We start from the raw sequence: 14241 nt of genomic DNA, 5'->3' as shown, positions 1-14241 counted from the left end.
ATCTCTCTTGGAGGTCGATTGGCTAAGAGTAGGTGCTAACCAGAAGTTAGGCGGTGGGAAGGATTGGGTCAAAAGCAAAAGCCCCACTGTAATGGTGAGGATAAGCAGACAGACTCACGGTGACTTGGAATGAATAGGAACAAGTAGCAATAAATATGTCTAAAGCACGGGTCAAACCGATGATGGAATGGAGCGCAATCCCCTGGCCAAAACTAGAGCGGAAAGTGTTTAAGTTGCAAAAGCGCATATTCAGAGCCAGACAACGTGGCGATGTCAAAGTAGTACATAGACTCCAGAAAACTCTGATGAGGTCCTGGTCAGCCAAATGCCTTTCAGTTAGACGGGTCACACAAGACAACCAGGGAAAAAAGACGGCAGGTGTGGATGGAGTTAAATCTCTGTCCCCAGAAGCTCGTCTGCCCCTAGTGGGTCAACTTAAACTCGGCTCAAAGGCCCCTCCCACCAGACGGGTGTGGATTCCTAAACCAGGAAAAGACGAACAACGTCCTTTGGGTATACCGACCCTGTATGAAAGGGCAAGAATGACACTAGTCAAACTAGCCCTGGAACCTGAATGGGAAGCGGTTTTCGAACCAAACTCCTATGGTTCAAGACCAGGCCGTTCATGTCATGACGCGATAGAACAAATTTTTGCAGCCATTAAACAGAAAGCAAAATATGTGTTGGACGCTGATATAGCCCAATGTTTTGACCGAATAAACCACGAAGCACTGCTCAAAAAGCTGAAGACCTTTCCCACTCTACGCCGACAAATAAAAACTTGGCTAAAAGCTGGGGTAATTGATGGTCATCAGTTCTTACAGACATCTGAAGGAGCACCTCAAGGGGGGACTATCTCTCCTTTGTTGGCAAATGTAGCCCTCCATGGCCTAGAGTATCGAATCAAGCAAGCCTTTCCTATCAGAAAGATTGCCGACGGGAATAAGCGAAAAAGAATTGCTACTCCTGATGTCATTCGATACTGTGATGACTTCGTGATTCTTCACGAGGATTTATCCGTAGTTCAAAGATGTCAGAGCTTAGTTCATGAGTGGCTAAAAGACATGGGGTTGGAACTAAAACCTAGCAAAACGCATATATCCCATACTCTCAAAAGGTATGAAGCTGAAAACCCTGGATTTGATTTTCTAGGATTCTCAGTTAGACAATTCCCGGTCGGTCAACATCAATCGGGGAGATTATGCGGGACATTGCTGGGATTTAAGACCATCATTACCCCCAGTCGAAAGAAGCAAAAAGTACATTACAATCGGCTCGTTAGTATCATCAACGCCCATAAGGCAGCGCCGCAAGCGGCATTAATCCGCCACCTCAATCCCGTGATTAGAGGATGGACGAGATATTATTCGACCATGGCTAGTAAAGAGACCTTCTCCCGTCTAGACCATTTACTGTATCAAAAGCTTCAAACATGGGCTAACCACCGCCATCCTGGCAAATCCAGGAAATGGGTGGTGAATAAATATTGGCAAACTGTCGGGGGAGATAAATGGGTCTTCGCGACTAGAGTAACTAAATCTAGAACCGAAAAATTACTCAAACATCGACAGACTCCAATTATCCGCCATGTCAAAGTCAAGGGGGATGCAAGTCCCTACAATGGCAATCTAGTTTACTGGAGTTCAAGGACTGGGAAGCATCCAGAAGCTCCGAAGAGAGTATCTATGCTCTTGAAGAAGCAGAAGGGGAAATGCGCTCAGTGCGGCATGTTCTTCCGAGAAGAAGATTTACTTGAAGTGGATCACATTCTCCCTACATCAATGGGAGGATTGGACGTATACAAGAATCTTCAACTACTACACAGACATTGTCATTATGTTAAAACGGCCAAGGAGAAGTCCTCTCAGGCCAAATGGTATGTATGACAAGCACCAAGCCACTGAGGAGCCGTGTAAATCGAAAGATTTACGCACGGTTTTGAAGCCAAGTCGGAGGAGTGATCCTCCGGCTTAGGTTAACCATGTCGAGAAAAAATCCGTATGTATCTACTCGCAACTGAAGAAGTGTTCTTCTTCGGAGGTGGCCTTTATGGTGAAGGGCGTACTTCGACACTGCACGCAAATGTCAGTGAATAAAAGTTATGTGGATACCCATGGCCAAAGCGAGGTGGGGTTTGCCTTTTGCTATTTGCTGAATTTTCAGTTGATGCCTCGCTTCAAAGGCATCAACAAACAGAAGCTCTACCTGCCGATGTCTGGGCAGAAGAAGAAGTATGTCCATTTGACAACGATTCTAAAGCGACCCATTCGTTGGGATCTGGTGCGGGAGCAGTACGAGCCAATGATTCAGTTCACAACCGCGATGAAGCAAGGTACTGCCGAACCGGAAGCGATTCTGAGTCGGTTCACCCGTAACAACATCAAGCACCCCACCTATCTTGCTTTGGCTGAATTAGGGCGAGCCATTAAGACCATCTTCCTTTGCCAGTATTTGCATGATGAGGCCTTACGGCAAGAGATCAACGAAGGCTTGAATGTCGTTGAGAATTGGAATAGTGCCAATGACTTCATCTTCTATGGCAAGAATGGTGACTTTGCCAGTAATCAAACGGCTATGCAAGAGCTATCCATGCTGTGTTTGCACCTACTACAAATCAGCCTGGTCTATATCAATACGCTGATGATTCAAAAAGTACTTTCTGAGCCGACGTGGATGAATCGTATGCAAGAAGAAGATTTGAGGGCGTTAACGCCCCTGTTCTACCTTCATATCAATCCTTATGGGCGTTTCCGACTAAACATGAATGAGCGTCTGGTGATTGAAAACTTGGCTGCGTAGGGAGTAGCTGCAGTGAGGTTGCTGAGTTGAGGCCCATCTCAGCAAGGCAACCTTTGCTCGACTATCGAGTAGTACAGCGGCAAAAAATACTTAAGTAAAACTTATTGATTAGAGGTGAATTTGCCCTGTTTTGGGGGGTGATCTATTTTGATTGCAGCTGGTGTCAGCGACCCTTCAATTACCCCTTTGAGGGCCAACACATAATCACCTTGGCCCTCAATAATCGTCTCGGCAATCGCTGTTTGACAGCCCATCGCATCAATACTGACCAAGGCTCCTTCAAGCTCTAACACTTTCAGTAATTCAGGAATAGCCGTAATCTCATTGGATTTCTCGTCAACGGTGCGTTGACCTAAAACTAGACGATTGTGACTGGCCCATGCACTGACCATGTGAATCAAGCTGCACTGCTCACCTGGCGCAATCGCGCCCCGGAGTGTCTTGCCGTCAATCGCAATCAATTCTCCTGCGCTCAGTTGATAGATGGCTTGAGTCCAATTGAGAAAGCACTGCTGCAATTGTTGAGGTTTCAATCTGGCAAAGACCCACTCGAAGGTGTCATGGGAGGGAACACCGTTTGGCAATGCTATCCATTGCTTTAACCACTGGGCTTTGGAACGACCATAGTTGGCCACTTCCACCCAATTATCTGCTCCACAAAGGACAGCGCATAGGGTGATGATGATGATATCTTCTAGCGAATACTCTATGCGGTGGGCTGCTCTCGGGTCGTCTAAGTCGCTGAAGTGTTCAATAATTGAGGCAAAGGGAGAGGATGTCATGGCTTGCTGAGCGTTGTTTTTGAGGCATTATCCTCCACCTCTTCCGAATTCGACTGCTTTGTTAACTTCTATGTGCGGTCGCCCTGGGGTGGCCCCACACCTTATTGCCGTGGTGGCGACGGGCGCGCAGTACTCCGTTCTAGTGTGCGTGAGTTTCTTGCGCAAGAATATATGCAGGCTTTAGGTGTGCCAACATCGCGTTCTTTGACCCTGTATGCTTCTAAATCTGAGACCGTTAAGCGGCCTTGGTATTCTCAAAACTCCTACTCCACTGACCCTGATGTTTTGATGGACGATCCTGTGGCCATTTCAACTCGCGTTGCCCCCTCCTTTTTGCGCGTGGGGCAACTAGAGTTATTTGCCCGCCGCGCTCGCAACAAGGCTCATCCAAGAGCCTTAGAAGAGTTGAGCATGATCGTGTCCCATTTAATGGAGCGAGAATACAAAAGCGATATTAATCAAAACCTTGGTTTTGCTGATCAATTGGTTGAGTTGGCTACGCTATTTCGCCAACGTCTCACTTCCCTGGTGACCAATTGGCTACGTGTTGGTTACTGCCAGGGTAATTTTAACAGCGACAACTGCGCCGCTGGTGGCTTTACCCTCGACTATGGACCTTTTGGGTTTTGTGAAGTTTTTGACCCTTGGTTTCAACCTTGGACTGGCGGCGCCGAACAATTTTCATTCTTCTATCAGCCCATCGCAGCAGAAGCGAATTATTATATGTTTTGGAAAGCGGTAAGACCGCTACTGTCAGAAGATGCTGATGCTTTAGAACAGTTTGACCAAGTAGGCCGCAGCTTTGCAGAAGTCATGGAAAAACAGGTCCAAAAAATGTGGACAGCCAAACTTGGCTTGACTGAGTTTAACCCAGAGCTGTTTAAGGAATTAATGCAGTTAATGACCAACTCAGCGGTAGATTACACCATTTTCTTCCGGGAGTTATCCCACATACCTGAGGATGTCTCAGCTTTGAAAAAGAGCTTCTATGGCAAAACGTCACAACAACTCGACGAACAATGGCAATCTTGGCTAAAAAGCTGGCGCGACCTCGTTATTAAGGACGGCAATTTGGCTGAGATATCAAAACATATGAAACAGACTAATCCAAAATACACATGGAGAGAGTGGTTGATTGTCCCCGCCTACCAACAAGCCATGCAGGGTGACTACACATTAGTTAAAGAGCTGCAAGAAGTACTGAGCTATCCATATGATGAGCAATCGCAAGACGTAGAAGATAAATACTATCGTCTAAGACCTAAGGCGTTTTTTAATGCTGGTGGCGTTTCGCACTATAGCTGCTCATCTTGATTTTGAATAAAAATTGAAAAATTGGAATTAGGTTTGCAGGTCGCAATACCTACAGACCTATATATATTTCCATATCTAAGACAACTTAGAGTCTATTCGAATAGTCTTGCGGTCCAGCGCATCATCCGCTGCCATGACGGACAAATTTGGTTTGATGCAGTGTTGAATCAAGGTGCTACATTTTATTGGACCCTGGCACACAAACAATAATCTCCGGGGTGCACCGATATGTCGACACCCAAAGCTCCTCCTACAGTAATTCCTACATCTAAAGGGGCTTCTTTTGTAGAAGTCCTCGTTGATTGTCCTGGCACTGATAAGCTTTTTACTTACCGTATTCCTTCTGATCTCAATATTTGCCCTGGGGATATTCTCAACGTTCCCTTTGGTGCACGACAAGTGGGGGCAATCGCCATGCGTTGCTTGTCGGATCTTCCGCCAGAACTAACCACTACTAGGATTTTGAGTGTCGTGGATGTGGTCTGTCGTAATTTATTTCCACCGGGATATTGGCAGATTTTAGAAAAAGTCGCCGCCTACTATCACACGTCGTTGATGGCCGTCATTCGAGTAGCCTTGCCACCGGGTTTGTTGCAGCGATCTCAACGCCGCATTCGTTTGCACACTTCCATCAATTCCGTTGATGTCCACGGTTTAGGAACAGCTGCCCAAGACATTTTAACGCTCCTGCAACAAAGTCCAACCCAAGACTATACCTGGCAATACCTTCGTCGTCAGGTCAAAAAAGCCCAGGTCGGCTTAAGAGAGCTCCAACAGCGAGGTCTGGTTAAAAGCTACCTCCAAACTCAAGCGCCAACCCAGCCTAAACAGCAACAAGTGGTTACCTTCACGACCCTCAACGTACCGGACTTGACGAAGCGTCAGCAGGAAATTCTGACCCTTCTCAATCAAGAAGGTGGGGAGTTATGGGCACAAGATCTGTTGAGACTTGCCCATACAAGTAGCAACACCCTCAAGAAATTAGCTAGTAAAGGCTGTATCACCCTGCAGCAACAGGAACGACTACGGTTGGAAACCTCTCCGATTCAGCCAGATCAACCTCGAATGCTAACCCCCGACCAAGCCAAGGTCCTGTCTCAACTTAATCGGCTGCAAGGTTACGCTGAGGTCTTACTGCATGGCGTCACGGGTTCCGGTAAAACAGAAGTCTATTTGCAGGCTATTACACCTGTTTTAGCTCGCCAGCAGTCGGTGATTGTCCTGGTGCCAGAAATTGGGCTTACGCCGCAACTGACGGATCGGTTTCGGTCTCGATTTGGCGATCGCATTCGGGTCTATCACAGTGCCCTTTCAGATGGAGAACGGTATGATACCTGGCGGCAATTCCTCACTAGCACTCCCCAAGTCGTCATTGGCACCCGGTCAGCAATCTTCGCACCAGTAGCCAATATGGGACTGATCGTTCTAGATGAAGAACATGATACCGGCTACAAACAGGATCAGCCAGCCCCTTGTTATCATGCTCGCACCGTTGCTCGGTGGCGCGCCCAACAGGAAGACTGTCCCCTTATCCTCGGTTCAGCAACGCCTTGCCTAGAGAGTTGGTCCCAAACACGGCGATGTGAGCCTCATCTATCACAGAGCAAGGTTCATTACCTTCAACTCCCTCAGCGAGTCAATGCTCGCCCCATGCCCCCCATCGAAATAGTGGATATGCGCCTGGAGTTGGCCAATCGCAATCATTCCATCTTCAGTCGACTATTGAAAAAACGCTTGCAAGAACTGCAGCAGAAGCATCAGCAAGGGCTATTATTTATGCCTCGTCGAGGCCATAGCACTTTTGTCTCTTGCCGCAGTTGTGGTTATGTCGCTGAATGTCCTCACTGCAGCATTTCTATGACCTACCACCATAGCCCTGATTCCCGTCAAACTCTGTTGCGATGCCATTATTGCAACTACACTCAGCCCCAACCGCAAGCTTGTCCTGTCTGCAAGTCCTCTTACTTCCGATTTTTTGGAAGTGGGACCCAGCGAGTCATGCAGGAATTAGACAAAACGTTTCCCGAATTGCGAGTGATTCGCTTTGATAGTGACACCACTCGTCGGAAAGGAGCCCATCGTCAGCTTCTAAATCAGTTTGCCCGTGGCCAGGCAGACCTAATGGTTGGTACACAAATGCTCACTAAAGGAATTGATTTACCCCAAGTTCAATTAATTGGCGTTTTGGCTGCAGATAGCTTACTCAATATTCCCGATTTTCGGGCCAGTGAACGCACCTTTCAGACCCTGCTACAAGTGGCAGGACGCGCAGGTCGTGGGGAGCATCCTGGCCAAGTAATCCTACAAACCTATGCTCCGGAACACCCCGTCATTCAGGCCGTTCAACAATATTCAATGAATACCTTTCTCATCAATGAACTCAAGCAGCGCCGGGAAGCCAATTATCCGCCCTTCCAACAACTAATCCTCCTACGCATCAGTGGTCTCAATGAAACGATGGTTGAGAATACTGCCCTAGATATTGCCAATTACCTAAAGGCTTATATCCAATTACATCGCTATGAGGGCAGTATTCTCGGTCCTGCTCCCGCTAGTATTTTGAGAGTAGCCCGACGATATTATTGGCATGTGTTAGTTAAACGCCCCCAGGCTAAACTGGGCCAGTCTGAACACTGGCCGTTTCCCAGACAAGAATGCCAACAACGGTGTCCACAAAATTTACGTCTTCAAATTGATGTCGATCCTTTGAAGCTCCTCTAATTCCATCCATTCAGATCAATACAAAAGCGGGCTTAGTTCAAATTATGAACTGCATCGACAACCCGTATGTCCACAACCCGAGCCTGAGGGATGTCCATCTGCACAGGCTTGGCCACAAAAATACTGACCGCCTTTTTGAATCGCATCACTAATCGTCACGATGCAAAGACAAGACTCGCAAGCACATTTCATTTGAGTAACGGTTGCCATTGCAAACCTCCATAACTAAATATATGAACAATCATTCATGCTTCACAGCCTAACATATGAATAACTGCTCAAGTATTAAAATGTCATTAGTAATGTATGCAGAAAGCCATCTAGAGTTAATTATCTTAGGATCAAGCCACCTTCAGTCACGTTATGTCGCACTCTCACCTTGATATCAGCACTCATTCCTTGTTGGAGAAACCCCGGTCAGAGAAGCCGGTGGTCGATCAAATTTTGTCTTTTGAAAAGGCACAGCGGATGGCTGAATTTTTAGGCGTATTGAGCGACCCTAATTGTTGGAGAATCTTATCGGCTCTTGCCATTGAAGAAATGCGGGTGGGAGAGTTAGCGGCAGCAGTTGAGATGTCAGAATCAGCCGTGTCCCATCAACTGAGAGTCCTCAGGAATACACGAATGGTTCGCCGCCGTAAATGTGGACGAACAGTGATTTACGGATTAAAAGACCACCATATTTTTAATCTTTACCGAGATGTCTCAGAACATTTGGACGAGGCGGACTATTGAACTTCGAGAACAATTGGGGTAGAACAAGGATTGCTTAAATGAAGGGTCATAGAATCCCAAACAACATCTTAAGGTCCTGTCCAATGTTTGTGTATTGACAGATTAGCCCCTTGAGAGCTTTACTCACTTCTCAAACAGCCTCTAAGTTGAGACTGACTTTCTGCCTGTAAAAAATCCGTGGACTGCCATTTTTTAAGCTCGGGGCATACTTCTTGCTACGCTGTCTAGGTCTCCCTCTAAAAATTTGGATCTACAGGTAAATCGCTGAATCTTTCCACTAGAAGTTTTGGGGATACTACCAGGCTTGAGCAGCCAAAGGGCATGGATGTGCAAATCATGCTCTTTGGCAACCGCCCGACGAATTTGAGTGAGTATATCTTTTTCGACGGTAGTAGGTTCTGAATCGGCAGTTAAGGATGTGGGCGAGACAAAATCATTGAGCTGAGGAGGCTGAGAGGATGGCTTCTTACCGTTTTTCCGATAGCGATTGATATAGTTTCTTTCCAGTTCTGCCACCACTATTAGCCGCTCTTCCCCCGCTTCAGTAATCGAAAATGCAGCGGCACAATTGGGGCGAATACCGGGATAGCTTTGAACCACAGTCCACTCAATATCCTGAGGATAATGATTACGGCCATTGACAATAATCACGTCCTTGAGGCGGCCGGTGACATAAAGTTCAGAGCCGACCAAAAAGCCATAGTCCCCTGTTCTTAAAAAGGGGCCTGCGCCTGTATCTGCCAAATGGGCCTGAAAGGTTTCCTCAGATACATCTGATTGTCCCCAATACCCTTGAGCAATACTTTCCCCAGACACCCAAATCTCGCCGACTTCTTCTGACGAGCATTGCTGCAGAGTTTCAGGATTAGCGATCACGATTTCTTGGTCTTGAAGTGAAGTGCCGCAGCCCACTATGGTGCGGGCATCGACATCATTGGCCTGGGCCGAGACCACATGATGCTGTTCTAAGGCAGTCCCTTGGACCGTTTTGAGGGCGGGTTGGGCATCCGGTTGGCCCCCGGCCACGATTAGAGTGGCTTCGGCAAGACCATAACAAGGAAAAAAGGCTTCTGACCGAAATCCATAAGGAGCAAATTTAGTGGCAAAGTCTTCAAGGGTCTGGGCACTGATGGGTTCTGCTCCATTAAAGGCCACCCGCCAGGAACTCAGATCCAGTCCTTGGAGCTGTTCCGGCTTTATTTTTCGCAAGCATAAATCATAGGCGAAATTGGGTCCGCCGCTGGTGGTTCCTTGATAGCGGGAAATGGCTTGGAGCCAGCGAATGGGGCTCTGGAAAAACATAAATGGGGACATCAGAACCATGGGAAATCCCCCGTATAAAGGCTGCAAAATCCCGCCAATTAGACCCATATCATGGTAAGGCGGTAGCCAAATCACCGCTAGGCTCTGGGAACTATGCTCAAAGCATTGATGAATCAAGGATAAATTCTTTAAAAGATTGTGATGAGTAATCATCACCCCTTTGGGCGTTGCGGTTGAACCAGAGGTGTATTGAAGAAAGGCTAAATCTTGCCCCTGAGGATGAGTCTCTTGCCAGGCTTGGCGGGGTTCCGTAACGCTGAGGCTATCTGTTGCTAGCCACTTAAGCGCTCTCAATTCTGGAGCATCAATCAGCCGTCGCTCTAATTTCGACAGAATTTGAGAGGTGGTAAGGGCAAAAATGGCTTGGGAATCCGCGATGACGCTCTGCAAACGCATCAAGGAGCGATTCGGGCGGGGGGGATAGATGGGAACTGCCGTAACGCCTGCATAGAGGCAGCCAAAGAAGGCAGCCACATACTCTAACCCAGGCTGATAGACCAATAGGGCTCGATCGCCGGGGTGGCAGGCTAACTGTAGTGCTGCTGCGATCGCACGGGCCTTGATATCCAACTCTGCATAGGTGAAATGGAGGGCTTCTTCCTCTCCATCAACCAGAAAGGTAATCCCCCTCCGATCCGGCTGGTAAGCAGCTCGATAACGGAGCAAATCCACCAAACTTTCCACCTTCGGTGGATCCGATTCTTCGATCTTAGTGTCCCAATTTGTTGTTTTAGCCACGTTGTACTCCATCCTGAGCAAAGGATTATAGATTAGTTCTCGATTTGAACAGCCCTTATAGGCCCAAAACAACCAAAGCTGCAACTTACTGCCGATCAATCAACTGATTTCGGGTTTTATTTCATGGTTGAAATGTTCTGAAACCCATACCCTGCAGAGTATTTCATCGACATCAATTAAAATAACTCCAGTCTTTTAGTTTGACGTTTATTAGGAGTGCAGATGTCCCAAACCCAATCTAATCAATGATTTCCCAGGGCTGTTTCAAGTTCATGAGAGAAAATTTGGAACCAATATTTTTGTGTTCTCAGATCCTTTGTTGTTCTTTTGCCTTTTACAGACTTCCAGTACTTTCGAATTATCTCTGGCGAACTTGAAACAGCCCTGAATGATTTCCAACCTACGTGCCCCTAGAACAGTTCGAAACATTTGCCTTGTCCCACCTACACATTGTTAGGGAAGGAGTCGTAAGGGTCATGGGAAAATCCTCTTCGATGGGCAATCAACAGCAACACATATGGCAAAAGGAATGCCATGTCAGGAGCATTAAGCAGAAATCGCTTCAGTAATATGATGGGAGTCCAGTCCTTGGCCGATAAACACTAGTTGAGTCAGACGGGGTTCGCTAGTTTGCCATAGCCGATCATAAAATTGGTCAAAGCGTTGCCCCACTCCATGGAGCACCAACCGCATGGCTTTATTGGGAACGGCGACGAAGCCCTTGATCCGATAAATTTCTTGCTGCTGTACCAAGACTTGCAACCGTTCGATCAGTGTGTTTGGGTCAAAGGTCTGCTCCAGCTCTATGCAGATGGAGTTGATGTTGTCATCGTGATCATGCTCTTCTTCCTGATCATGATGGCTGGGGCGGCTATCGAGATTGTCTTCAACAGCCGCGTTAAAACCGAGCAGAATATCTGGGCTAATTTGACCGTGGTGGCAGGGAACAACTTTGACACCTGTCGAAGTCTGTTGCTGCAGCCACTGTTGGATGCGGCTACATGTATCCTCCTCCTGTATCACATCGGTTTTGGCCAGTAGTACCATATCCGCACAGGCTAATTGATCTTCAAACAGTTCCTCTATTGGGGTTTCATGTTCTAAACTGTCATCTGCCTGTCGCTGGGTGTGCAAGGCGTCCAGATTGTTGACGATACACCCCTGAGCCAGAGCATCGCCATCCACCACCGTCACCACCCCATCTACCGTAGCTCCCGTGCGGATTTCAGGCCAGTGAAACGCTTGCACTAGAGGCTTGGGCAGGGCTAACCCTGAGGTTTCAATCACAATGCAGTCAATTTCATCGCGTCGCTTCAATAGCTCCTGCATGGTGGGAAAAAACTCTTCCTGCACTGTGCAGCAGAGGCAGCCATTGGCCAGTTCAACAATATTGGGGCCAGAGCCGTTAGGAGTCTCCTCGTCGTTGCACACCTGGCATGACCTCAGCAGTTCGCCGTCAATGCCCACTTCGCCAAACTCATTTACTAACACTGCAATTCGACGACCCTGGTTATTTTGCAGTAGATGCCGCACCAGAGTGGTTTTGCCTGAACCGAGAAAGCCAGTGACCACAGTAACGGGAATTTTGTGCATAAAAGGAACTCCTTTGAAGAAAAGACAAACTTTACTGAATTCAATAGAAGCTGAATCATTAGCGGGTGGGGGCATCAGTAGGGAGTGGCGGTAGGACAAACGCAGTGGCCTCTCGAACCGAGTTCGGACGTTCCGAGTAGGGGACTTTACCATCGGGAGAAGTGGCGTATTGCTGGCAAAATGCTGAAACCGCCTTAGCTCCCTCTGTCGGTGATATCTGGCTGAGGACAAAGGTCAATTTACCGGGTGCGGCCAGACTGACGTTGCAAGGGTGGCTGCATCCCGCCATACAGCGCAACGGCTCTAACCGCACGACATCTTGTAGTCCGCTATCGGTGAGGAACTGATGCAACTGGTTGATCAGGTGTTGCCCCCCGGAAATGCCATCCCGGCTAGCTTCATCCTTGGAAAATCGACAGAGGGAGCAGACAAATAAGGTGGTTTGTGTCATGGATTGCAGGTAGGGTTAAGACTTGAGATTATTTTGAAATAGTTGAGTTTTGGGATAATCGGGCTCAATGGGTTTAAATTCATCCCATCCTTTACAAACCACCTCATAACTTTGAGGGGGAGAGATGGGCAAATTTCGCAGGTAAAAAAAAGAGGCGAGATCGCCCGATTCCAACAGCAAAATTATGTCGGTTTCGGGATTATAGCCATCAACCACATCGAGAATGTGGCTAGTGATGTGGTGATGAGTCAAAATAACCGTATCGGGAATAGCTAACCAAGCGTTGAGGAATGGGGCGAGACGAGCGCGCGAAATGTAGTGTGCCGGAAAGCTTTCCCCGGTCATCCCCAACTGCGGTGAGTTAAGGCTACACACCACTGCACCCCGCGCCCCTGTCAGAAATCCACACCAGGCGTTGTAGCCTAGGACCAGCAGGTTAGTCGTGATAAAAGCTTGTTGCCAGTCCGGTTGAGGATGATCGGTCACAGCTTAGTTTCTCCGCTATGCTCAGTGGGACTAGACCAACATTGGCTGAATTTAGCCCAGAGTTGGTCAATTGTGTTCATCATTTTCGCAATACCAGAATCGCGGGTTGTCGGTAAATCAATGGCTTAATCCCAACTGAGTGCCCCACCGGTCTGATATTCCAACACACGGGTTTCAAAGAAGTTGCGTTCCTTTTTGAGGTCTACCATCTCACTCATCCAAGGGAAGGGATTTTCTTCAGAAGCAAAAATGGGGTCGAGGCCAATCTGCTGAGAACGCCGATTGGCAATGTAGCGCAAGTAGCTCTTAAACATAGAGGCATTAAGCCCGAGCACGCCACGGGGCATGGTGTCTTCGGCGTAGCGATATTCAAGCTCTACCGCCCGCTTAAACAGATCGCGGATCTCTTCGCAAAATTCAGGGGTCCACAGATGCGGGTTTTCTTGCTTAATGGCATTGACTAGATCGATACCAAAATTGCAGTGCATCGACTCATCCCGCAGGATGTATTGATACTGCTCGGCTGCGCCCGTCATTTTGTTTTGGCGACCCAAGGCCAAGATTTGGACAAAGCCTACATAGAAAAAAAGACCTTCCATAAGACAAGAGAAAGCAATTAGAGACTTAAGCAGTTTTTGATCGTTTTCGGGGGTGCCGGTTTCAAAGGTAGGATCGGTCAAAGTCTCGACAAAGGGAATTAAAAACTCATCTTTCTCGCGAATGCAGTCCACTTCTCGGTAAGCATTAAAGATTTCGCCCTCATCTAGCCCCAAGGATTCGACAATATATTGATAGGCATGGGTATGGATGGCTTCTTCAAAGGCTTGACGTAGTAAATATTGGCGGCATTCTGGTGCCGTGATATGTCGATAGGTGCCCAGAACAATATTGTTAGCGGCTAAAGAATCTGCGGTGACAAAAAAGCCGAGATTCCGCTTGACGATGCGACGCTCATCTTCGGTTAACCCGTCAGTGGTTTTCCACAGTGCAATATCCCTGCTCATATTGATCTCTTGGGGCATCCAGTGGTTAGCACAGCCTGCCAGATATTTGTCCCAGGCCCACTGGTACTTAAAGGGCACAAGCTGATTGACATCGGTTTGGCCGTTAATGATGCGCTTGTCAGCAACGTTGATGCGACGAGGGGGTTGCGTTTCCGGTTGAGCCATTATTGTTTGAGGGCCAGCTTCTTGCGGTGATGGAACCGCCTGAACGGGTTCGGTCTGAACAGTTTTGGTCTGTGCTGTAGCGGTCGTCTCTTCTTCCCACACCAACATCATTAGAGTCTCCTTAGGGGTT

10 protein-coding genes and 3 pseudogenes are annotated in these 14241 nt (G+C 47.7%); 5 read left to right on the top strand and 8 right to left on the bottom strand.

What is annotated here, in order from left to right; all coding sequences use genetic code 11:
- Positions 1–46: 46 nt before the first annotated feature.
- Positions 47–247, bottom strand: a complete 201-nt coding sequence (locus AM1_RS42760; RefSeq protein WP_187152965.1) for a hypothetical protein — start codon at positions 245–247, stop codon at positions 47–49.
- Between AM1_RS42760 and ltrA the strand changes: the two genes are divergently transcribed.
- Both ltrA and AM1_RS35650 read left to right on the top strand, forming a co-directional pair.
- Positions 156–1886, top strand: coding sequence for a group II intron reverse transcriptase/maturase (gene ltrA, locus AM1_RS35655; protein WP_012166345.1), 1731 nt, complete (start codon positions 156–158; stop codon positions 1884–1886). The genes AM1_RS42760 and ltrA overlap by 92 nt on opposite strands.
- A gap of 94 nt (positions 1887–1980) precedes the next feature.
- Positions 1981–2799: pseudogene (locus AM1_RS35650) on the top strand (Tn3 family transposase); the annotation flags it as partial.
- Between the two features lie 182 nt (positions 2800–2981).
- Here AM1_RS35650 and AM1_RS35645 read toward each other — a convergent pair.
- A pseudogene (locus AM1_RS35645) lies at positions 2982–3581 on the bottom strand (ISAs1 family transposase); the annotation flags it as partial.
- An 87-nt stretch (positions 3582–3668) separates the two neighbouring features.
- Here AM1_RS35645 and AM1_RS35640 point away from each other — a divergent pair.
- Positions 3669–4895: pseudogene (locus AM1_RS35640) on the top strand (protein adenylyltransferase SelO family protein); the annotation flags it as partial.
- 228 nt (positions 4896–5123) lie between these two features.
- Positions 5124–7616 (top strand): primosomal protein N', encoded by a 2493-nt coding sequence (gene priA, locus AM1_RS35635; protein ID WP_012168130.1) that lies wholly within the window; start codon positions 5124–5126, stop codon positions 7614–7616.
- Between the two features lie 42 nt (positions 7617–7658).
- Here priA and AM1_RS39415 read toward each other — a convergent pair whose 3' ends face one another.
- A complete protein-coding gene (locus tag AM1_RS39415; RefSeq protein ID WP_071820010.1) occupies positions 7659–7826 on the bottom strand; it encodes a metallothionein in 168 nt (55 codons plus the stop codon).
- Between the two features lie 153 nt (positions 7827–7979).
- Here AM1_RS39415 and AM1_RS35630 point away from each other — a divergent pair, with 153 nt between their 5' ends.
- Positions 7980–8351: an ArsR/SmtB family transcription factor gene (locus tag AM1_RS35630; protein WP_012168129.1), complete on the top strand. Its 372-nt coding sequence runs from the start codon at positions 7980–7982 to the stop codon at positions 8349–8351.
- 192 nt (positions 8352–8543) lie between these two features.
- Here AM1_RS35630 and AM1_RS35625 read toward each other — a convergent pair whose 3' ends face one another.
- From AM1_RS35625 to AM1_RS35605, 5 genes are all read right to left on the bottom strand, one after another.
- Positions 8544–10424, bottom strand: coding sequence for a fatty acyl-AMP ligase (locus AM1_RS35625; protein ID WP_012168128.1), 1881 nt, complete (start codon positions 10422–10424; stop codon positions 8544–8546).
- A gap of 534 nt (positions 10425–10958) precedes the next feature.
- Complete coding sequence (gene cobW, locus AM1_RS35620; RefSeq protein WP_041661471.1) at positions 10959–12005, bottom strand: cobalamin biosynthesis protein CobW; 1047 nt, start codon at positions 12003–12005, stop codon at positions 10959–10961.
- Positions 12006–12063: 58 nt separating this feature from the next.
- Positions 12064–12456, bottom strand: coding sequence for a DUF1636 domain-containing protein (locus AM1_RS35615; RefSeq protein ID WP_012168125.1), 393 nt, complete (start codon positions 12454–12456; stop codon positions 12064–12066).
- Positions 12457–12471: 15 nt separating this feature from the next.
- Positions 12472–12942, bottom strand: coding sequence for a hypothetical protein (locus AM1_RS35610; RefSeq protein WP_012168123.1), 471 nt, complete (start codon positions 12940–12942; stop codon positions 12472–12474).
- A gap of 125 nt (positions 12943–13067) precedes the next feature.
- On the bottom strand, positions 13068–14219 hold the full coding sequence (locus AM1_RS35605; protein WP_041661470.1) for a ribonucleotide-diphosphate reductase subunit beta: 1152 nt from the start codon (positions 14217–14219) through the stop codon (positions 13068–13070).
- Positions 14220–14241 lie beyond the last annotated feature (22 nt).

Source organism: Acaryochloris marina MBIC11017, from assembly GCF_000018105.1.
GTDB classification, from domain to species: domain Bacteria; phylum Cyanobacteriota; class Cyanobacteriia; order Thermosynechococcales; family Thermosynechococcaceae; genus Acaryochloris; species Acaryochloris marina.
Note: the sequence above shows the minus strand (reverse complement) of the source record. Positions and strands in the feature narration are given on the sequence as shown.